The sequence below is a fragment of the Zhaonella formicivorans genome (assembly GCF_004353525.1).
Taxonomy (GTDB): domain Bacteria; phylum Bacillota; class DUOV01; order DUOV01; family Zhaonellaceae; genus Zhaonella; species Zhaonella formicivorans.
The window spans coordinates 2,859,439-2,880,213 of the sequence record NZ_CP085524.1 but is presented as its reverse complement, the minus strand read 5'-3'; the positions used below and the strand labels follow the sequence as shown (position 1 = coordinate 2,880,213).

The following is a 20,775-nucleotide window of genomic DNA, read 5'->3' as shown; positions in this document are numbered from 1 at the left end:
TTTTTACCTGCTGCACTTATCAACCGAGGACAAAAGCATTTTTATGCCTTTCGCCATTTACAGTTAATGCTTCTATCCAATAAAAAATCCAACAACTTTCAGGATTAAAAAAATGCTTATGCCTCCTATAAAATAGAGCAATCCGCCCCATTTAGCCACTTCAGCCTCTCTTTTTAACCCCCGCTCCGCTAAAGCAGGGTTGACCATTAAGAATGACCAGGCACCGCAGATGGTAATCACCACCACAGCCCAAACCGAAAAAATGCTTTGCAACGTTTCAAAAACCTTTCCCAACATCTGTTTTAACTCCTTTTCTATAATCGCCAGACCTTCATGCTGCTCCAGCAGAACCAGCAGCAAAATGTAAACGTTGATATCCATGGTCTCGTCGTTAGTCCTTAGTTGCATGAATGGCTTTTGTGGATTATAAAACCATTAGTCACTGGTCATTAGTGATTATTAAACCAACGGCTAATTGCTGAGGACTGATAGCTGTTGGCTGACAGCTGACCGCTAACAACTGACGGCTGATGGCTTACCTGCTAATTCCCACACGCCGGATATTTACTTGCGCTTTTACTTCAACCTGAGCGGCAGCAAATACTTCACTCCAATTATTTTTCACTTGCTCCCACACCTGGGGATATCTTTCCTCCAAAGCCCGTCCAAAGTTGAAAACATCGGCTTGGAAATCCCGCTGCATTTTTTCAATAGTCAAACGGGCCTGCTTTTCAATGGCCCGGGCAAATTCTTTTTCCATGTCTTTTAAATGCTGTTCATCCAGCGTATCTGCCGGATTTTGGTGTTCCACCAAGCGGCCTTCAGTTTGGATTTGCACGGTAAAGGCTATTTGCCCCCCTTGAACTTGGGGTTTCACAGTGCTTTGTAGTTCCATAAATTCATATACGTCTAAACTCTTTTTTCCCGGCACGGAACGGGTAGAGACAGCTTCCACGGAGCCTCCCTTAACCTGGCCCGTGACCAAACGCACTCCTTGAGACTCAAAACCGCCCAGCCAGCCAATTAACTTGTCCTCTTTAAAAACGCCGGCCCCAATGAGCTTTACTTCCTCCTTAGCAGGTATAATCCGGGGCAGGAGATAAGAACCTCCTTCGTGGATATTTCTGGAGAGCTTTCCTAAATCCACCCGCGGAGGAAAATGGGACGTTTTTTTGGAGTTTTCCTGTAAACTGGCCAGGTAAACCGCATTAACTCCTTCCTGCCGCGGCTTGACCGCCAATACTTCTTGAGCAGTAGCCGGGGTAACGTAGACCAGGACCCGTTTCCTGATCTCGTTCTCCCGAAAAAGTGCGTCCAACACCTTATTCAGGCCCTGCCGAGCCAGGTCTTCTCCAATGACCAAAACCTGAACATGTTCCAGATAGGGCGACCGGTTGGCGCGGGTGGACGCTTCTCTGATGGCCTCAAAAACGCTGCCCGCGCTCTCTACGGTAAGATTCCAATAGGGAGAACCCTTTTCCCCACCGCCTTTTTTTTCACCTGCTACCTGGCCGGGATCTACCATTTGGAAGGTTACATTCAAAACTGGCTCTCCCCTGGCGTCTAACTCTCCTTCCACGCCCGGAATGGGAGGCGCCTTCTCGGCTTCATCCAGGCCAATACCCAGCACCATTCCCCGTTCCTCTAATTCCCACCGGTCCCAGCACCCTGTAGTCATAAGGAGAGCCAAAGCTGTCATGCAGATCATAAGCAACCAACGGGCAGTAACCTTAGCGGGCCTACTCATTTTTGTCTTTCCCCTTTTCTTTAAGCAGTGCAACGATTAACAGCAAAGGCACCGTCAAAGACAGGCCCATGCTGACCATACCGGCAACTCGCCCAAATGCATCGAGGGCGGTAATATCCTGCGGACGCATCGCAACCACGTAAATAACCGGCAACACAAGATAAACCAGAGGGCGAGGCTCACCTAACCCTGTTATTTGGCTCAAGCTGAGAGTCGTCAAAAAGTATGCGGCAGTAACTGTAGTATATGCAGCCAAAATCCAAATGCTTAAAAGGAAAACATCAAACCTTTCGATAAATGTGCCGGGAACTTCTATTGTCCTTACCAGGTCATTAACAGGAAAAAGGAGGTGAGTCATATCCACAGGCCCAAAAACACCCAACGACATAATGAACATCGCCAGGTAAACCGCCATTATCAAACCCTGGGCAAGCAGGCAGACTTTAATGGCTTTCCGTGGTTCCTCCATAAATGGTATTAGAAATCCAATCACCGAAAAGCCACTGTAAATGGTAAACCCGGCAGTGACTCCTTTTAACACGGGCAGCACCCCTTTTTGCAACGGCGGAAGCAACTGTTTAAAATCAGCCATGGGCGTTACCATTACAAATAATAACAGCAACGGCAGCACCAGGAGAGGGAAAAATACCTGCATTACCCTGACCAGCGAATTAACACCGTGGTTTACCAGATAGGCACTGACAAAAAGCATGCTTAAAATTATTACCTCCACCGGTGTCTTATCCAACAAATAAAGCTTTAAAATATCAGCAAACTCCCGCACTACAAAAGCAGCCACCAAAGCATAAAAAGCAAATACAATTAGACTGTAAAGAATACCCAAAATCCTGCCCAGTATCTCCTGGCTGTACTCTACAATGCTCTTTCCGGGAAACATCGCGCCCAAAACTGTAAGAAAATAAATAATAACCCCGACTATTAATCCACCTAAAATAACCGATATCCAACCGTCACGCCCGGCGGCTTCCGCCAAATCCCTAGGCATAGCCAAAATTTGTACCCCTATGACCGTGGAAATTAGACCGATGGCTACTTGATTGGGAGTTACTTTATCCTGTCCGCGCGGCATTTTACCACCCCTTTTCTTTCCTGTTGGCTTGGCGTGTACTATCCTGGGGCCCGGTAATTACAGGGCGGGTGAGCAAAGCTCTGAGAGGCCCTCTTAAGATCAAATCTTTCCAGTCCCTGGTTTGGTAAGGAACTATCGGAGACAAATAGCTGACTCCAAAAGTCTTCATGGTGACCATGTGAATGTTGATAATAATAAATCCCAGCATTACCCCGTATAATCCCAGGACAGCGGCAGCCACCATCAGCGGAAAACGGATAAGCCTAAAGCCAATAGCCAGGTTGTAGGCAGGAATTGTAAAAGACGCTATGGCGGTGACAGACACTACAATAATCATGATGGGGCTGGCCAGATTGGCAGACACGGCGGCATCGCCGATAATAATACCGCCTACTATCCCGATGGTTTGCCCGATAGGTTTAGGCAAGCGGGCGCCCGCTTCCCGGAAAAGTTCAAAGGACAGTTCCATCATTACAGCTTCCACGATGGGGGGGAAAGGCACTCCTTCCCTGGAAGCCGCTATAGCTAAAAGCAACTTGGTGGGTATCAGTCCGGGATGGTAGGATACTGCAGCAATGTAAATAGCTGGCATAAAAGTGGCAATATAAGAGGCCACAATCCGCAGCGCTCTGGTAAAAGAGCCTATGATCCAACGTTCATAATAATCCTCCGGACTTTGAAAAAACTGGGGGAAAGTTGCCGGCACAATCAACACAAAAGGAGTGCCGTCCAAGATTATGGCTATCCTCCCTTCCAACAATGCCGCTATCACTTTATCGGGCCGCTCTGTATACTGCATCTGCGGAAAAGGAGAAAGGAAGCTGTCTTCAATCAACTGTTCAATATAACCGCTTTCCAGCACACCGTCTATCTCAATCGTCTGCAAACGCCTTTTAGTCTCTTGCAGCACCTCCTGATTGACTAACCCATCAACATAAGCCAGCACTACATCGTTTTTTGTCCTGGTGCCTATTTGCAAAGCTTCCATCTTTAGATCAGGACTCTTCATTCTCCGGCGCAAGAGGGCAGTATTAATGCGCAGGGTTTCGGTAAAACCCTCCCTGGGACCTCTGACCAGTGATTCCGTCTCAGGTTCCCCCACATTCCGGCTGGCCCAGCCCCGGGCGCCGATAATCAACGCCAGGGCAATGCCATCAACAAAGAAAGCCACATCGCCAGAAAGAATAGCATTAGCTAATTCTTGCAGTTCCTCGCTTTCTTTGACTTCACCTGCAGTTAGCCCCCGTTCTTTGATGCGGGAAAGGAGACAAGCGCCCACAACATGCTCCTCCCCCCCATTGAGGTCAAATACGGGAGCCTGCAACATCAGCGATTTTAAAATTTGATTATCTAATATTAGTCTGTTGACCAGTCCGTCAACGTAAATAACAGCAGCAGGGATCCTGCCCAGGCCAATCTCAAATTCCCGGAAAATAACGTCATTGCAGTTTTTAAAGCTTGCTTTGAGTATGCGCAAATTCTCTTCTAAACTGCTTGAAACTTTAAGCTGCTTTAAAGGCCTTTCCTCTTGTTTTATGTCCTCAAAACGTGCAGGTTTTCTGCTGATTTTTTTTGGATAACGCAACAGGGCATCACCGTTTCCATATAATTTGGCATGGATTTATTTTATCCCTATTATTTCCAACATACAGGTATATTACTCCGGATAGCTGCATATTGTCTACCAGGACAAATTCTCGGGTATTCCTTTCCGGAAGTTGTTAGTTGTTGGTTTTTAGTTGTTAGTTAGTGCAATGCATTTTGCATGTCTTTTACAATACCCGACAGTCTAACAACTTCCCGTAACCCTGTCAGTATTAATCTTTCTTACATTCATAACTTCATCCATCTTTAACTAACAACCAGCAACTAACAACTAACAACTACTTAAAAGAAAGGGTGATTGCTGTGCGGCCTAGCAAAAAGCTGTTGGGCATGCCTATAGTAAGCCTGGAAAACGGGGAACAAATCGGCAAGGTAAAAGGGTTGATCTTGGATCCGCAAGGCTTAAACATTGCCGCGCTGGTTCTGGAACAAAAGGGGGTATGGTTTAAAGAGGCAAGAGTTATTTCCTTTGAACATATTAAAAGCGCCGGTGAGCACGCTGTTACTGTGGGGCATACGAAGTATGCGGAAAGAGCCAGCGCTTTACCGCAAATCATGCAGCTGATGAAAAGCGGAGTGGGAGTTATCGGGGCCAAGGTGTTAACCCAGGACGGAAGTCTTTTGGGTACAGTTGAAGAGTTCATGTTTGATCCCGTTACCGGACGGATTACTTCGTTGGAAATCAGCGGAAGGCTCCTGGACTCGCTTTTTAAGGGAAAAGCCTACCTTCCTACGGAAGCAATTGTTACACTCGGCAAACATGCCATAATTGTCCAGGAAGGAGCTGAGCAAAAATTAGAACGTTCGGACTCAGGGCTCCAGGAAACTATGAAAACGGTAAAAGAAGCTGGAACAAAAATGTGGGCATCCACAGTCGAAACCACAAAACGATTAGGAGAGCAGCTCACTAAATCGGTTGAAAAGTTCACCTCCGACGAAGAAGAGGAAACAAAACCTCCCCAGGACAAAGCAGAACTGCCCGGGGAGGCCAGTGTTCAGAATGCGCAAAATACTGAGGATGGGACAAACCACCCAAAAACCAATGCATAAAATGATCAACTTTTTGTATTAGCTAGTCAAACAGTTTGCTTACTGACAGATCCTCGTGAATGCGGATAATTGCTTCACCTAAAAGGGGCGCTACCGACAGGACTTTCATTTTCGGTATCATTTTTTCCTGGGGAACGGGTATAGTATTGCAGACCACAACCTCTTTGATGATGGAATCTGCCAAACGGCTGACTGCCGGTCCGGAAAGCACCGGGTGGGTACAGCATACCAGCACTTCCTTGGCGCCCCGCTCCAGCAAAGCCTGAGCCCCCTGAGTAATGGTTCCCGCCGTGTCAATGATATCATCGATCATGATCACAGTCTTATCCTGTACATTACCGATAATATGCATAATTTCGGAGACATTGGGCTGGGGCCTTCTCTTGTCAATAATTGCAAGTTCCGCGCCGATGCGGCCGGCCAAATTCCTGGCCCGCGTAACACCTCCGATATCGGGGGAAACTACTACCACGTCCTGCAAGTTTTTACTTTTGTAATATTCGGCCAGAATAGGTACACCGGGCAGGTGGTCCACAGGAATATCGAAAAAACCCTGTATGGCGCTGGCATGCAAGTCCATGGCCACTACTCTGCGCGCCCCGGCGGCAGTCAGGAGGTTGGCCACCAACTTGGCCGAGATGGGGTCTCTGGCCCGCGCTTTTCTTTCCTGCCGCGCATACCCGTAATAAGGCATGACAGCAGTAATTCTACGGGCCGACGCCCGGCGCATGGCATCAATCATGATTAAAAGTTCCATCAGATTATCGTTAACCGGGTTGCAGGTAGGTTGGATAATAAAAACATCAGCGCCCCGCACGCTTTCATCGATGGCGATGCTGATTTCACCGTCACTGAACCTTTTAACTTTACAGGCACCCAGACTGACCCCCAGATAATCTGCAATTTCTTCTGCCAAGCCAGGGTTGGCATTAGCTGTAAATATTTTTAACCTCTGTCTAGATGTAGACATAATATACCTCCATCCTATTTTTCCTCCAGCTGTTTTTTCTTTTCTTTCACCCAGCCGGGGATATTGGCCTGCCTCCCTCTGGCTACTCCCAACGCTCCTGCAGGCACATTTTCCGTAATCGTAGAGCCGGCAGCCACATACGCATTGCGCTCAACCTTTACAGGGGCAACCAGGTTGCTGTTGCTGCCGATAAATGCCCCATCCTCGATCTCTGTTAACCATTTGTTTTTCCCGTCATAATTGCACGTAATAGTTCCTGCGCCAATGTTGACCTTTTGTCCGACAACTGCGTCACCAATGTAACTTAAATGGGGAATTTTGCTGCCTTCACCGACCACCGTCTTTTTGAGTTCCACAAAGTCTCCTACCTTAACACCTCGACCTAACCGGGTACCTGGTCGTAAATAACTGTAAGGACCTATTTGGCAGTTCTCGCCTATTTCGCTCTCCACTATAACGGAATGAGTAACAGTAACACCCGCTGCTATAGTACTGTCCTTGATTGTACAGTTGGGGCCAATTTCACATTCCCTGCCAATAACAGTCCGCCCTTGCAAAAAAGTATATGGATAAATAACTGTATCAGGGGCAATTTGCACATCGCCTTCGATGTAGGTATTCCCGGGATCAAGTATCGTTACTCCTTGCCCCATTAATTTCTCATTGATCCTGCGCCTGAAAACAGCCTCAGCTTGAGCCAACTGTATTCTGCTGTTAATACCAGCGATTTCTTCAGGATCTTCCGTCTCATAAGCCAGTACTTTCAGTCCCTGCTGCTTAAAGACAGCAATCACATCCGTTAAATAATATTCCCCTTGGGCGTTATCCGGTCGGATTTGTAGCAGCGCCTCTTTCAAATGGCGGGCATTAAAGCAATAGGAGCCCGAATTGATTTCTTGAATTGCCAGTTCTTCCGGGGTAGCATCTTTTTGTTCCACAATCCGTACTACTTCATTACGGTCATCCCTGACAATCCGTCCGTAGCCCGTTGGATCGGGCATGCAGGTTGTCAGCACCGTTGCTGCTGCCCCTTGACCCTGGTGCATTTCCAGCAGGTTTTGCAGAGTGTCCGCAGTTAACAAAGGAGTGTCACCACAAACCAAAAGCACAGTCTCTACATCTTCGGTAATAAAATCCCCGGCTTGAAGGACAGCATGCCCGGTACCAAGCTGTTCCCTCTGCCAGGCATAGATGGGACCCTGACCAATTTTCTCCTGCACCAGTTCTCCCTGGTGCCCAACAATGATGATGATTTTATCAACTAACAGCTTTTTACACGTATCCAAAACGTGCTGAATCAGGTATTTGCCGGCCACTTTATGTAAAACTTTAGGCAATTGGGAACGCATCCGCGTGCCCTTGCCTGCAGCCAAAATAACCGCAGCTACTCTGCCCATAAACAACCTCCACCATCTGTTTTTCCAAAAAATATTTTACCACATTTTAATCTTTGGGAAACAGTTAAATGCAGTTAAAGGAACAAAAGCATTTTATACCTATCCACAGATTTCATGCAAGCATAATTTCCTATGCAACAAAAAAAGGCTACAACTAGCCTTTGTTGTTAATAGAGTTGTCCTTATGCGCCGTGAAATTTATACTTTCTGAATAGCCGAGACAAAAAGAGGAGCCAAAGCTCCTATTTTTTGTTCCAAGGGCTGACCCACTGGTAGGATTATGATTTAAATGGCTTCTTCGTAAGCTTTTAAAACAGCCGACTGGATAATACCCCTGGCATCAGACGAGATGGGATGGGCAATGTCCCTATACTCTCCCTCGGGTGTCTTCCTGCTCGGCATAGCCACAAAAAGTCCATTTTGTCCCTCAACAACTTTTACGTCATGTACTACAAACGCATCATCAAAAGTTACCGATACCACTGCTTTCATTTTGCCTTCCTGGCTGATTTTTCTAATGCGCACATCTGTAATGTTCAAACTGCTCACCACCCTTCCATATAGCCCCATGAACATGCTTGTCTTGTACTAATCCCTATTCGGCATTTGGCATAAAATTCCTTCTTTTTTAAATCATAATTTACACATGTTTCTTAATTTTTATACCTCGTTTTTTCGTATTTTTATGACAAATTCATGATTTGTGATAAAAATTTTATTTGATGCACCGGGACCGTCATTTTTGTTAAAGGAGCTCCCTGGGGCATTAAAATCACAGCAGGAATGCGACTCCAGGCGGTTTGTATTCATGTAAACACCCCTAGCCAGTAAAGTTATACAGCCATTTGCCGGGTTTGATTGAAATCCTCTTTTCTTTTTCATCCAACGCTTCCAGCTCTAAAAGAGCCAGGTAGTTATCCACAAGCTTTTCCTTTGGTTCGGTAGTGCTAACCAGTACTCCCATCCCAAGCACTTCCGCCTTAAATTCAGCCATCAATTCCAGCATTCCCCGGGCAGTGCCTCCTGCCTTCATAAAATCATCAATTAAAAGCACTTTGGAGCCGGTTGCCATGGATCGGCGGGCCAGGGCCATGGTACGGATGCGCCTGGTTGAGCCCGAGACATAGTTGATGCTGACTGCAGAGCCTTCTGTAACTTTGCTGTCATCCCGGATGATTACCAGGGGCACGTTGAAAGCCCGGGCCGTTGACATAGCCAGGGGAATTCCCTTTGTTTCTATTGTGACCACATAATCAGGTTCTATTTCCTTAAAAACGGTAGCGAAAATTTCACCAATTTCGCCGGCATGCTTAGGGTTAAAAATAAGGTCGGTCATGTACAAGTAACCACCGGGGATTATCCTTTCCTGTTCTGCCAGTCGTTCAGACATCTCTTCCAGGAGGGAAGCAATCTTAGACAGGCTAAGGAGCGGCAGAAATTTTACGCCACCTGCAGCCCCCGGAATTGTAACTACTTGTCCCAAACCGTATTCCTGAAAAGTATCCCTGACTAAGGTCAAATCTTCACTTATAGTTGATTTTGCTGCATCCAGGAGCCCGGCAAAATAATTCAGAGAAAAATGAGTGCGAGGGTTAGTGCTTAAGATTTTCGTAATAATGGCAATTCGCTCACTCCTGCGCATAGATTCATCCCCCCCACTTAGTTGATAGTTGTTGGTTACTAGTTGGTCGCCAGCCTAGTACTGCTGTCGAGTCCCAGGGGGGCGACCTACGGTCGAGTCATTGACCTTAGTCGTTAGTCGTTACTTGTATTTATTCTACTATGGACATATGGAACCTTTAGCCACCAATCATATGCAGCCGAAGGGTTAAAGCTGATAGCTTTTGGCTGACAGCTGAAAGCTGCTATGCCAATACCTTTCTTGCCAGTTCCAAATCGCTGGGCTTATCTACATCAATACCCACTTCCGGGTATTCTAAAATAACTGCTTTGCCTTTTAGGCCAAGCAACTGAGAAAACCGCATTTCCGTTTCTTTAAGGGTAAGTAATTTGCATAAAAATTTAACTATAAATAAGAAGCCAATTTGTTTGCTTAAGGCCAGCGGACTTTTGCGCAGCTTGACCAATTCTTCACCTTTAGCCGCACATCGGGGGAGCACTTCCAGGTTAAACAGAAAAAGGTTTCCTCCGGTAAAAGTTCCTTCTTTAAAAGTAACATATGTACGTTTAACCCCGGGGTAGTATTTTTCATTAATTTCCTTGGACACTATAGGGTAATACAGGTCCGCCTCCAAATCGCCGCACTTGTCTAAGAAAGCGTCTACCGCCTCCGCTTTCAATAAGGGGATATCGCAAGTTGCAATCAAAACATGTCCCGGGGTCTGTAGCTTAGCCACTCCGTTTTGCAAGCTTTCCAGCACCGTTTTTCCTGCTTCAGTCAAAATAACCCGGGGCTGTCCGCAATATATTGGCAATAGTTCGTCTACCGGTCCCACGATGACAATTTGCTCAATACTTTGTGAGTTAAGCAAAGCTGTAACAACATATTCTACCATAAAGCGATTGCCAATTGGGATAAGAGCTTCATTGGCCACCGGACTGCATTCCCGCAAACGGCCTTGATTTGGACTTCCGGCTAACACTATGGCATCGGTCTTCATACAACCACTTCCCCCCTTGGCTATTTCAAAGTGCAAAAATTAATTTGACTTTTATCCGCTCTATTTGCCTTATACCATTAACTTTCGGTGATTTTACGGATAGCTTCCAGCATGCTGTTTTCCGCATTTTCAATATGCTCTTGCGCTAATTGTGCCGCCAAAGCAACGTTGCGCTCCGATATTGCATCAACTATCTTTTTATGTTCTTCCAGAGCATCCTTCATTCTACCCGGTGCAGCTAATGTGGTGGAACGAAATCTTTGAATCTGTTCCCGTAAATTGGAAATAATTTGTACCAGCCTTTCATTCCTGCTTGCCTTGTACAGCACGTCATGAAATTCCGTATCTACCTGAATCAAGTTCTCTAAGTCATGGCTTTCCGCGCTTTTACTCACTTTGACCAGAATGCGCTGCAGTTCTTCCAACTCTTCATCGGTGATTCGCTCGGCAGCGAGCCCCGCGGCAAGAGCTTCCAAGGCTGCCCTGATTTCAAAAACATCGGCAATGTCTTTAGTGGAAATATCTGCCACATAAGCACCCTTGCGGGGCACCATCACCACAAAGCCTTCCAATTCAAGTTTGCGAATAGCTTCCCGGACTGGCGTACGGCTTACACCCATTTCTTCCGCCAGCTGCACTTCCATCAGTCGTTCACCCGGTTTCAGCTGGCCGGAAATTATGGCCTCCCGCATGGTTTCAAAAACAATTTCACGTAAAGGCTTGTAATTCTCCAGTTTCACAGGCGATAAACGTTGGTTCATAAACCGGCCCCCCCATATTTAGTCGTTAGTCGTTAGCTTTCAGCCGTAAGCTTTTAGCAATTAGCTGCTGGCTTTTTCCGCAAAAGCCATACATGCAGCTAAGGACTAACGACTATAACCCAATGTTACAAAGTGTGAGTAACGAATACTTGAGAATATTGTTTTCTAAGTAAACGTGCAGCCTGCTCCGCTGCCTCCTGTCCCTCCATTATGCCATAAACAGTAGGGCCACTGCCACTCATGACTGCCTTTTTCGCCCCGGTTTGCAGCAATTTCTCCTTAATTACACTCACTTCGGGATATAACTGGCAGGTAACATCCTCTAAATGATTATCCAACGAGTCCCATAATTTGTCCTGTGCCCCCTGCTCCAAAGCTGCAATAAATTGGGGGCTCGTGGGCTGCGCCAACCTTTTGGCTTCATCCCACTTCTGATATATTTCGCCGGTGGCAACTCCAAAGTCAGGCTTGACCAAAACCAGCCATTGTTTAGGCAGTTGCGGGAGCAGTGTCAGCCTTTCACCCCTCCCTTGGGCCAAAGCAGTTCCCCCGATTAGGCAAAAAGGGATGTCGGAGCCTAACTGGGCCCCAATCCTAAGCAGTTCCCCGGGAGCAAGTCTTAAATCCCACAAGATATTCAGACCCCAAAGGGTCGCTGCAGCATTGCTGCTGCCTCCGGCCAGTCCCGCAGCCATGGGAATATGTTTTTCTAAATGGATAGTTGCCCCTCGTTTAACCTGGTAGAGCTCTTGTAAAACCCTGGCGCTTTTTAGCACCAAATTGGTTGCATCGACCGGCAGTTCCGGATCAGTACAAGTTAAGCTCAATTCCGGAGCTAGCTGAAAATAAAGTTTATCGGCCAAAGCAACCGACTGCATTACCATCTGCACTTCGTGAAAACCATCGGGCCTTGTCCCTAAAACATCTAAGGTCAGGTTGATTTTGGCGTATGCGTTTAGAGCTAATTCCTCCAACTGTCTGAACTCCTCCGGAATGAAATCTTTAAAATGGATTGGTTAATCAGTTAGGTATTATACAAATTTGTAAAAAATCCTTTTTCTGCTGAAAAAAAAGGACTATTCAGCGACTGCCGCCAAACAGGGCAATTGTTCAACTTTTTCCCCGGCCCAGGCTCTTAGGCACTCCAAAACCGGTTCCAGGTGTTCATAGAAGATCAGCACAACTTCTCCCGGCTGTGCATCATCCAGGGCCCTTTTAAATGCTGTTACTTCGTCACATTCCACCACCACGTTTTTCAATTTGCCGCCGCTTCCTGCCAAAACTCCCTGACGCAAGAGTTCAGCCACCTCCCCCGGCTGCCTGCCCCGCAGGTCTTTGTCTTCTTTAAGATAAGCCCAGTGACAAAAGCTTCCGGCCACAGCTCCTGCTTTGAGAATAATATCATCGGAGCGGTCGCCGGGGACCCCAAGTACGGCCCGAATAGCCTTTTTATTTAGGCGTTTTACCCAACGGAAAACTTGTTCAAATCCCGCCGGGTTATGCCCGTAATCGACAACCACTGTAATTCCCTTGGTTTCGTATACTTCTAAGCGGCCAGGGTTGTGCCTGCGATCCATGCCAAAAAATCTTAAAGTGTTTATTATCTCCCCTAAACCAATGCCCAAAGCAATGGCCGCCCCTACAGCAGCCAAGACATTCTCCAAATTATGCGCAACCTGTCCTCCCCTGGTTAAGGCAATTTCTTTGACAGCCAGCAGTTTTTTGACCTCATTACCTTTAGCAACCACCACCTGGCCGCCGACTACAAAAGCAGCAGTCCCGCCTACGCCCAAGTGCCTTCTCACAATCACATTTTCCGCTTTTTGGCTAAAATAGATGACTTGACTGCGTACCCTACCCACCAGGTCCACCACGTGAGGATCATCCGCATTCAAAACGGCATGACCTTCCTTGGGCAAAGCCTCCAGCACCAAGGACTTAACGTGGGCCAAGTCCTTCAGAGTGTCTATTCCGTCTTGCCCCAAATGGTCTTCTGAGATGTTGGTAATGACCGCCACATCGGCCCAGTCGTAACCAAGGCCGCCCCGCACAATGCCTCCTCTGGCTGTTTCCAAAACGGCAGCCGTCACCCTATTATCACGCAGCACCGCCTGAGCGCTTTTAGGGCCCGTGGTATCCCCTTTGATAATGCATTCATCATTGATGTAAACGCCGGAAGTCGTGGCCAACCCCACTGTGTGACCGCTGTTTCTAAGCATCCAACCTAATAACCTGGTTGTTGTGGTCTTGCCATTGGTCCCGGTAACAACAGCCAGCGGTATTCTGCCGTTTTCACCTTGGGGAAAAAGGGAGTTTACTATAGCTCCTCCAGCATCCCTTGACTCCCCGCGGAACGGGTAGTGGTGCATCCTGATCCCGGGCGCAGCGTTAACTTCAATAATTGCTCCACCCTCCTCTTCTATTGGTTTGGAGATATCGGGTGTTACCAAATCAACCCCTGCCACATCCAAACCTATGGTTTGCACAGCCCTGAGCACCAGGCTGACATTTTTGTAGTGGATTTGATCGGTGACATCTACAGCTACCCCACCGGTGGAGAGATTAGCATTTTCCCGCAGGGTTACTTTTTCCCCTTGTTTAGGAACATAATCGAGACTCAACCCGTTTTTAGTTAATACAAGAATCAACTGCGGATCGATAGTAATTCTGGTCAAGGGTTTTTCATGACCATATCCCCGCATAGGATCCTGATTGATGAGATAAATCAGCTCCCGAATGTTATGCTTACCATCACCAACTACAATGGCCGGGATCCGCTCCGCTACGGCCACTACTTCCTTCCCTACCACCAACACCCGGTAATGTTTGCCTTCCACATACTCCTCTACCAGCATTTTTTCGCTGTAGTTTTTGGCTAATTGGAAAGCCGTGGTTATTTCCTGAGGGGTCCGCAGGTTTAAAGAAACGCCTTTCCCCTGATTGCCGTTGTAGGGCTTAATTACTACCGGCCCATTGATTTTTTTTGCTTCCCCCAGGGCATCTTCCAATGTTTCGGCTATATTTCCCAGGGGAACAGGAATACCTGCCTCCGCCAACAGCTCTTTAGTCAGCGTTTTATCGCCGGCAATATCTACGGCAATACAGGAGGTATTTACGGTGAGCGTAGCTTGTACTCTTTTTTGTTTAGCTCCATACCCCAGCTGTAAGAGGCTCCCGGAACCAAGGCGCATAACCGGAATATTTCTTTTTTTGCACGCCGCAAGGATAGCCTTTGTACTGGGGCCCAAAGCATGCCGGGCTATAACGCGGCGCAGTTCTTCCAGCTCATCCTCCAACCCCCAGGGCTGTTCATTTAAGATGGCTTTGACCAAGCTTACCGCTTGGGTGGCAGCTAGGAGTCCGCCCTCTTTTACCTCAAACTCGTAGACCACTTCATAAAGGCCCGGGTCAGCCAGCCACCTGGTTCTGCCGTAAACCACATTGGAACCCGCCAGGTGCTGCAGCTCTAAGGCCACGTGTTCAACCACATGCCCCAGCAATGTGCCTTCGGTGAGTCTCTCCACAAATCCCCCCGGTTTTCCCCTGGAGCAATGATGCTCTGCCAAGCCGGGTAAAATTTTAAGTAAGCGCCTGCTAAAATCTTTTAAGTCACTGGTGTAACATTGGCTGAATTCCGCTAAATCCAACAATAGTACGATTACGGGGCGATAGCAATAGATGTTCATTGACTCAATAGCCCGTAGGGATTTAATTTCCATTACTCTGTAAAGTCCTCCCTTTTTGTTAGTCAGCCGACGGCTCCAGCGGGATGCGTCTGTTTAAATCAAAACGATAGCCCGCAGGCAAAACATGCAGCGTAATGTTGGTTAATGCCAGCGCCTCACTGGGACTGGATTCGGAAGCATTGGTATGAGTAATCTGCCGCCCATCCACTACTGTCACCGTTTGTGAGCCGTAGACCTCGAACAGCCCATTGGCCGCAACTGCGATAGCCGTGTCTTCATCTATGCCTATCCCTAAGGTATGCGGGTTTTGGGCTACAGCTGAAAGCAACCTTCCTATCCGTCCCCGTTGGGCAAAATGCTGGTCTACTACCACTTCGGCTATAAGACCCATTCCAGGTGCCATTTTTAAAGTATTTTTTTTAGGAGCTTCATCACTGTCGCCTTCTACTATCATGGTTTCACTCATTGCCGAAGCGCCGGCACTTGTACCGGCAATCACTATCCCCCGCAAATAGGCCTCCTGCAGCGCCTGATAAACTGCAGTCCCACCCAAAAGACTGGTGATCCTCAATTGGTCTCCACCGGTGAAAAAAATGCCCGTAGAATTTTGAATAATTTGTACGTAGCGGTTTTGGTTAGCCTCAGTCCGACTGCTGATGTTTAGAATTTCAATTTCCTTAACTCTTAATTTTTTAAATATCCTGCGGTAATCTTCTCCTACCGCTTCCGGCTTCTCGGTAGCCGCTGTCATAATGACCAAACGGGCTTCTTCCCCACCTGCCAGCTCTACCACTTTTCTCAGGATCTCACATCTGCCTGTCTTGTCTTCCGCTCCTCCGATAATAACCAGCGTCCCCTGCACTTTGTCGCCCATAATGCCTCCTCTTGCTTTAAGAAGGTGTCGAAATTGCACATTTCATATTTTTACCAGTCCCTGTTGCAAATATACGAAAATGAAAGGCGTATTTCCGGCCAAGTCAAGGTATGGTATTTAAAGAGGAGACTACGTCACGGTATTGTTTGTTAATGTCAAAAGAAAGATAAAGCCCGCATGTATTATTTCGTTCTGGACAAGCTCCCACGCCGTTAACGGCAGCAAAGCTGCCAGCCTAGAGGGAAACCAGTCCAGCTCCATAATACATGCGGGCTGATAATATTTTGTGAACGTTCTGAAAGAGCCTGCAGTCAGTCTCTTTTTTAACATTCAGATGAACACAAGCAGGAATTAATTTACTTGCTGCCGAAATGTCTGGCAAATGAATAAAGGAGGGGGTCCTTTGGCTCAAGCTAAGGTTTTCTTAAAGAACTATATGGAAGACGTGGTCTGGAACTTTTTAGACGATCTTTTGAGCAAGTACCCGGAAGTATGCCGCTGTGAAACGTGCCGCTATGACATCGTTGCACTGGCCTTAAATGAGTTGCCACCCAAATATGTGGTCCGGGAGCAAGGCGAGCTTTACTCCCGGATCAAAACTCTGGAAGCACAGTACCGGATTGATGTCTACACAGCTTTAGCTAGGGCAATAATGCTTGTGAAAGACAACCCGCGCCATGCTAACGAAAATTAACTATTTAAATCCACCCTTTCCCCGGTAACCAGGTAGATAACCCGCTCACCGATATTGGTGGCATGATCGGCTATTCTCTCCAGATAGCGGCTGACAAAGAGCAGGTATGTGGCCTGGAAGATGGTGTTGGGATCTCTGGACATGTATACTTGCAGTTCCTCAAAGACCTGGCGATGCAACGAGTCGACCAGGTCATCTCTTTTTGCCATTTCGTAGACCAGGCTGACATCCTCCCTGACGAAAGCATCCAAACTGTCCCGAACCATACCCTGGGTAATCTCAGCCATTTTGGGAATATCAATTAAAGGCTTAATTAACGGTTCATGAGCAATCCTGGTCGTTATTTCCGCTATATCTTCCGCATAATCAGCCATCCGTTCCAAGTCGGTAATGATTTTAAAGCCGGCACCTATTCTGCGCAGATCAGTAGCAAGGGGCTGTTGAGTTGCGATCAACATCATGCATTTGCTTTCAATTTCCAACTCCAAGCGGTCAATCAAAGCGTCACCCTCGATCACTCGGTTTGCCAGGGTAACATCTCTTTTAGCCAGGGACCGGACTGCGTTGGCGATGGCCTCCTCCACTAAACCACCCATGCGTAAAATATCGTTTTGCAGCGTTTTCAATGCATTGGTGAAATTTTGCCTAATTGTGCCCATCATCGCTCCCCCTTTTCTTGTGGTTTAAGTATCATTATATTCCCCTTTGCCATTTTACGAAACTAGTATTTAGCAGTTTGAACACTTCCTAAACACAATTTTAATGATTATTTAAAAAATTCCTAACTTCTCCTTAAAATTCCTTGAGTATCATGTCAACACCCTGTCGGCGCAGGCCATGTAAAAATTCTTCATCTATTTTGGGCAGGGAAGACTGGAGTGAAAAAGGGAGACGTAAACAGGTTTTAACCCCCAGCTGCCCCTTCAAGAAAGCATTTACCTCGGTCAGCTCCTTTTCCGGCAGTTCACGGGTAAACCAGCCGGCCAGGCAGTCGATAATTAACTCACTCCGGTTTATGCCCCATCCTTTAGCTCTCTGCACGATTTTTTCAGCTATTTTTGTCCTGTCTGCCGCAGCATTTTGAGCCCGCACACCGGAGTCAACGGCGGTAGCCAAAACGGCAGCGCCGTATTTTTTTGCCAAAGGTAAAAGCTGGGATAGGTTGCTCTCTTCACCCGTGACCGCACTTAAGAGGGCTTTGCCTTTTGCCGTCTTCAACCCTGCCAGGACGACTTCAGGGTTAGCGGAATCAATTGCCACAGGCACATCAAGGGTACTTTGCAGCTGGAGGACCGCCTGCCGCATTGTTTCCGGTTCTTCCTTGCCACCGAAAAGCACATTGATATCTACTATCTGAGCGCCTGCTTCCACCTGCAGTGACGCATCCCGCACAACGGCTTCCACTTGTTCGAGAGTGGAAGCAGCAGTTAAATTCTCCCTAAACGGACTACCGGTTCTGCTGCCGATCACCACCGGCACCGGGGATTCATCTATAATAACCGGCTTCCGCCTTCCCACTAAGACCGTCTTGGCTTTAATCTCCCTGATGCCGGGCGTTAGACCTGAAGCGGCCCGGGCAATAGCCGCAATATGCTCAGGGGTGGTGCCGCAGCAACCGCCTAGAATCTGCACCCCGGCTTCAACAAATTTAGGGGCGAAACCGGCCATGCTTGATGGGGTTTGGTCATAACAGACCCGGCCTTCCCGCATTACAGGCAAACCTGCGTTAGGCTGGACAATCAGTGGCAGGCTGCTGGCTTGGGCCATGCGTTTAATTACCGGCAGCAATTCTTCCGGCCCGGTAGAACAGTTAGCCCCTATAGCATCAGCTCCCAAAGAAGCGAGCACATAAGCGGCCGTTTCCGGGCTTATGCCCATGATGGTGCTGCCGCCCTGCTCGAAAGTCATGGTACAAATTACAGGCAGCTTACAGGCAGCCTTGGCTGCAATTAAAGCGGCCCGCATTTCCCCTAAATCAGACATTGTTTCAATGCAGATCAGGTCAGCCCCGCCTGTGGCCAAGCCGCGGATCTGCTCAAAAAAGGCTGTATACAAATCATCAAAAGTAGCAGTGCCATAGGGTTCCATTAATAAGCCTGTGGGGCCAACGGAGCCTGCAACCAGCGCCTTCCCCCCTACGGCTTCTTTGGCCAGCTCCGCAGCCTTTCTATTAATCATCTGGGTCTTGTCTGCCAAGCCGTATTCCTTGAGTTTAATGGTATTTCCACCGAAGCTGTTTGTTTCTACTACCATAGCCCCTGCCTCCACGTAGGCCCGGTGGATATCCTGAATTATTTCCGGTCTTTCCAGATTCCACAGTTCGGGACATCTACCCAAATCCAGACCCGCGGCCTGCAGCATGGTGCCCATAGCACCGTCAAAAATGATAATTCTTCCTAAGAATTCTTCCCATGTCGGCATAGTGTTCCTCCCCTTGTTATAAGTCCCAAGTCACCAGCAGCGACCTACTGTCGCGTCCTTAGTCGTTAGTCGTTAGTTTTCAGCAGCGGCTAAGCCGAGTCATTGGTCATTAGCATCGGCTGAAACCGCGTCGTTAGTCCCTAGTTGTTAGTCCCTAGTTGTTAGTCCTTAGTTGCATGTATAGCTTTTGTGGACTTGTAAAACCGTTAGTCACTAGTCATTAGCAATTATCAAGCCAGCAGGGAAATGCTGACAGCTGACAGCTGATAGCTGATAGCTGATGGCTGGTAGCCATTGGCTGGCTGATGCTGAGAGCTGATGGCTAACAACTACGTTGCTCGCCTGGATAGAGAATTAGCTGAAGGTAGCCCACGGCTAGTTGCACCCGTCGTGTCACTTGATAGCACAAGGGCCTACACAGCATTTGCCGCAGACGTCACACAGCCCTAAATCGGAAAAATCTTTGGCCACCTCTAAAAGATGGCTGTAGCACTTATGTTTATCTATACCGCTTAACGTTAAAGCACCGGTAGGGCAATTGCTGACACAAAAATTGCATTTTCCTTCTGACTTAAACAAACAAAATTCCTGACTTATACGCCCCGAGGGCTCAATCTCGGCCGAAGTGACCACGCTGCCAAAACGTCCGGCGCAGCCTGCGGGCGTAATCAGCATCCGGTTTAGGCCAAAAGAGCCCAATCCGGCCAAATAGGCTACGCTGCGGTGCGACCATAATGACTCCAAGGTTTCTTCATTGAAATTGTGGGTAGCAGGCTGCCACCCGGTTTTGTACCCCAAAGGGGCCAAAAAATCATGAATTGCCTGGCATAACTCCCCTATCAAAGCATTGGTTTCAACATAGGCAAGAGCCCACTGGCGGGCAACTTCCTTGGAGCGACGGTTGGCCCGAATCGGTTCGATAGCAAAAGGTACAAAAAAAGCCAGCACCGTTTTCGCTTCCGGCAAGATATCCCGCGGCAACAGGTGGTTAGGAGTAACCACTTCCTTTATTTCTCTGAAACCGGGGTCATCTGCTGCAACAAAGCCCAAAAGGGGTGCCCGGTATTTAGTAACTTTTTTGGCGTTTAGGACTTTCTGTCTGAGCAAATCCTTTAGCTCCAAAGACAGATCAGGCATTTGTTTTCTCCTCCCCAAAAGAGGATGTGCTTACCACCCTCTTGGCTAATATGTGTTACTTATTGTTTAAATATTATACTACCTTTTCTTTCGTTAACAAGGGAAAATTGAGATCTTTCTCCTATGAGCGATGTTTAAACCGGTGCAAATTGGCAAAACTTATTATCAGGGAGGGAGATAACATGCCTGATAATTTAGATTTGTATATTAAACAAGGCAAAGCATATCTACAACTGCTGAAAAAAACAAACCCAGAAAGAAACAGCGCTAAAATCAAAGAAGTGCGCCGGAAAATAGACTACGCCAAAAAAGCAAAAAAATTTGCCTAAGTTATGACCCAACAGAACACTGTTGGGTTTTTTTAATTACTGAGTCTGCAAACATTTATTCTGCTCATCCACTTTAATTACAACGGGTTCATGCTGCAAAGCTTCAGCAGGGGTAAGCTGGCAATAAGCAATTATGATAACCAAATCGCCTACTTGGGCAAGTCTTGCCGCCGCCCCGTTCAGGCAAATCACGCCGGTGCCAGGTTCTCCCGGAATGGCATAGGTCTCAAACCGGGCTCCGTTATTAATATTGACCACTTGGACTTTTTCATTAGGTAGAATATTTGCCGCCTGTAAAAGTGTACTGTCAATGGTGATGCTGCCTTCGTAATTTAAATCTGCTCCAGTGACTTTTGCCCGGTGAATTTTGGATTTAAACATGGTTATAAACAT

General features: G+C 47.4%; 20 protein-coding genes. 3 read left to right on the top strand and 17 right to left on the bottom strand.

Annotated elements, in window-relative coordinates:
- Positions 1 to 72: 72 nt before the first annotated feature.
- The 4 genes from EYS13_RS14060 to EYS13_RS14045 all read right to left on the bottom strand — a co-directional run bounded on the left by EYS13_RS14060 (position 73) and on the right by EYS13_RS14045 (position 4,422).
- Positions 73 to 408: a CLC_0170 family protein gene (locus EYS13_RS14060; RefSeq protein ID WP_227763977.1), complete on the bottom strand. Its 336-nt coding sequence runs from the start codon at positions 406 to 408 to the stop codon at positions 73 to 75.
- 127 nt (positions 409 to 535) lie between these two features.
- Positions 536 to 1,747, bottom strand: coding sequence for a Ger(x)C family spore germination protein (locus tag EYS13_RS14055; RefSeq protein WP_227763976.1), 1,212 nt, complete (start codon positions 1,745 to 1,747; stop codon positions 536 to 538).
- Positions 1,740 to 2,837 carry a GerAB/ArcD/ProY family transporter gene (locus EYS13_RS14050; protein WP_227763974.1) on the bottom strand — a complete coding sequence of 366 codons (1,098 nt, stop codon included), beginning with the start codon at positions 2,835 to 2,837 and terminating at the stop codon, positions 1,740 to 1,742. Before EYS13_RS14050 ends, EYS13_RS14055 begins: the two co-directional genes overlap by 8 nt.
- 1 nt (position 2,838) lies before the next feature.
- Positions 2,839 to 4,422, bottom strand: a complete 1,584-nt coding sequence (locus EYS13_RS14045) for a spore germination protein (protein WP_227763971.1) — start codon at positions 4,420 to 4,422, stop codon at positions 2,839 to 2,841.
- Between the two features lie 323 nt (positions 4,423 to 4,745).
- On the opposite strand from EYS13_RS14045, the gene EYS13_RS14040 reads away from it, so the two are divergent.
- Positions 4,746 to 5,492 (top strand): PRC-barrel domain-containing protein, encoded by a 747-nt coding sequence (locus tag EYS13_RS14040; protein WP_227763969.1) that lies wholly within the window; start codon positions 4,746 to 4,748, stop codon positions 5,490 to 5,492.
- A gap of 22 nt (positions 5,493 to 5,514) precedes the next feature.
- Here EYS13_RS14040 and EYS13_RS14035 read toward each other — a convergent pair whose 3' ends face one another.
- From EYS13_RS14035 to EYS13_RS13995, 9 genes are all read right to left on the bottom strand, one after another.
- The gene (locus tag EYS13_RS14035; protein WP_227763966.1) at positions 5,515 to 6,462 is read right to left on the bottom strand and encodes a ribose-phosphate diphosphokinase; all 948 of its coding nucleotides are present in this window, start codon (positions 6,460 to 6,462) and stop codon (positions 5,515 to 5,517) included.
- A 14-nt stretch (positions 6,463 to 6,476) separates the two neighbouring features.
- A complete protein-coding gene (gene glmU / locus EYS13_RS14030) occupies positions 6,477 to 7,859 on the bottom strand; it encodes a bifunctional UDP-N-acetylglucosamine diphosphorylase/glucosamine-1-phosphate N-acetyltransferase GlmU (RefSeq protein WP_227763964.1) in 1,383 nt (460 codons plus the stop codon).
- Between the two features lie 285 nt (positions 7,860 to 8,144).
- Positions 8,145 to 8,399 (bottom strand): septation regulator SpoVG, encoded by a 255-nt coding sequence (gene spoVG / locus EYS13_RS14025; RefSeq protein ID WP_227763962.1) that lies wholly within the window; start codon positions 8,397 to 8,399, stop codon positions 8,145 to 8,147.
- A 280-nt stretch (positions 8,400 to 8,679) separates the two neighbouring features.
- Entirely contained in the window at positions 8,680 to 9,501 is an 822-nt protein-coding gene (gene purR, locus EYS13_RS14020) for a pur operon repressor (RefSeq protein ID WP_227763960.1), read from the bottom strand.
- Positions 9,502 to 9,724: 223 nt separating this feature from the next.
- Positions 9,725 to 10,480, bottom strand: coding sequence for a nucleotidyltransferase family protein (locus EYS13_RS14015; protein WP_227763959.1), 756 nt, complete (start codon positions 10,478 to 10,480; stop codon positions 9,725 to 9,727).
- A gap of 77 nt (positions 10,481 to 10,557) precedes the next feature.
- Positions 10,558 to 11,241 carry a GntR family transcriptional regulator gene (locus EYS13_RS14010; protein WP_227763956.1) on the bottom strand — a complete coding sequence of 228 codons (684 nt, stop codon included), beginning with the start codon at positions 11,239 to 11,241 and terminating at the stop codon, positions 10,558 to 10,560.
- Between the two features lie 125 nt (positions 11,242 to 11,366).
- Positions 11,367 to 12,215: a 4-(cytidine 5'-diphospho)-2-C-methyl-D-erythritol kinase gene (gene ispE, locus EYS13_RS14005; RefSeq protein ID WP_227763954.1), complete on the bottom strand. Its 849-nt coding sequence runs from the start codon at positions 12,213 to 12,215 to the stop codon at positions 11,367 to 11,369.
- Positions 12,216 to 12,317: 102 nt separating this feature from the next.
- Positions 12,318 to 14,960, bottom strand: coding sequence for a cyanophycin synthetase (gene cphA / locus EYS13_RS14000; RefSeq protein ID WP_227763952.1), 2,643 nt, complete (start codon positions 14,958 to 14,960; stop codon positions 12,318 to 12,320).
- 25 nt (positions 14,961 to 14,985) lie between these two features.
- The gene (locus tag EYS13_RS13995; RefSeq protein WP_227763951.1) at positions 14,986 to 15,801 is read right to left on the bottom strand and encodes a cyanophycinase; all 816 of its coding nucleotides are present in this window, start codon (positions 15,799 to 15,801) and stop codon (positions 14,986 to 14,988) included.
- A 403-nt stretch (positions 15,802 to 16,204) separates the two neighbouring features.
- On the opposite strand from EYS13_RS13995, the gene EYS13_RS13990 reads away from it, so the two are divergent.
- Positions 16,205 to 16,495 (top strand): late competence development ComFB family protein, encoded by a 291-nt coding sequence (locus EYS13_RS13990; RefSeq protein ID WP_227763949.1) that lies wholly within the window; start codon positions 16,205 to 16,207, stop codon positions 16,493 to 16,495.
- Here EYS13_RS13990 and phoU read toward each other — a convergent pair.
- The 3 genes from phoU to EYS13_RS13975 form a co-directional block, all read right to left on the bottom strand.
- Positions 16,492 to 17,154: a phosphate signaling complex protein PhoU gene (gene phoU / locus EYS13_RS13985; RefSeq protein ID WP_423055360.1), complete on the bottom strand. Its 663-nt coding sequence runs from the start codon at positions 17,152 to 17,154 to the stop codon at positions 16,492 to 16,494. The two genes, EYS13_RS13990 and phoU, sit on opposite strands and share 4 nt — an antisense overlap.
- A 133-nt stretch (positions 17,155 to 17,287) precedes the next feature.
- Positions 17,288 to 18,916 carry a homocysteine S-methyltransferase family protein gene (locus tag EYS13_RS13980; RefSeq protein WP_227763944.1) on the bottom strand — a complete coding sequence of 543 codons (1,629 nt, stop codon included), beginning with the start codon at positions 18,914 to 18,916 and terminating at the stop codon, positions 17,288 to 17,290.
- Between the two features lie 393 nt (positions 18,917 to 19,309).
- Positions 19,310 to 20,053, bottom strand: coding sequence for an epoxyqueuosine reductase (locus EYS13_RS13975; protein WP_227763943.1), 744 nt, complete (start codon positions 20,051 to 20,053; stop codon positions 19,310 to 19,312).
- Between the two features lie 182 nt (positions 20,054 to 20,235).
- Here EYS13_RS13975 and EYS13_RS13970 point away from each other — a divergent pair, with 182 nt between their 5' ends.
- Positions 20,236 to 20,382 (top strand): hypothetical protein, encoded by a 147-nt coding sequence (locus EYS13_RS13970; RefSeq protein WP_227763940.1) that lies wholly within the window; start codon positions 20,236 to 20,238, stop codon positions 20,380 to 20,382.
- Positions 20,383 to 20,418: 36 nt separating this feature from the next.
- Here the strand turns inward: EYS13_RS13970 and panD are convergent, their stop codons facing one another.
- On the bottom strand, positions 20,419 to 20,775 hold the full coding sequence (gene panD, locus EYS13_RS13965; RefSeq protein ID WP_227767963.1) for an aspartate 1-decarboxylase: 357 nt from the start codon (positions 20,773 to 20,775) through the stop codon (positions 20,419 to 20,421).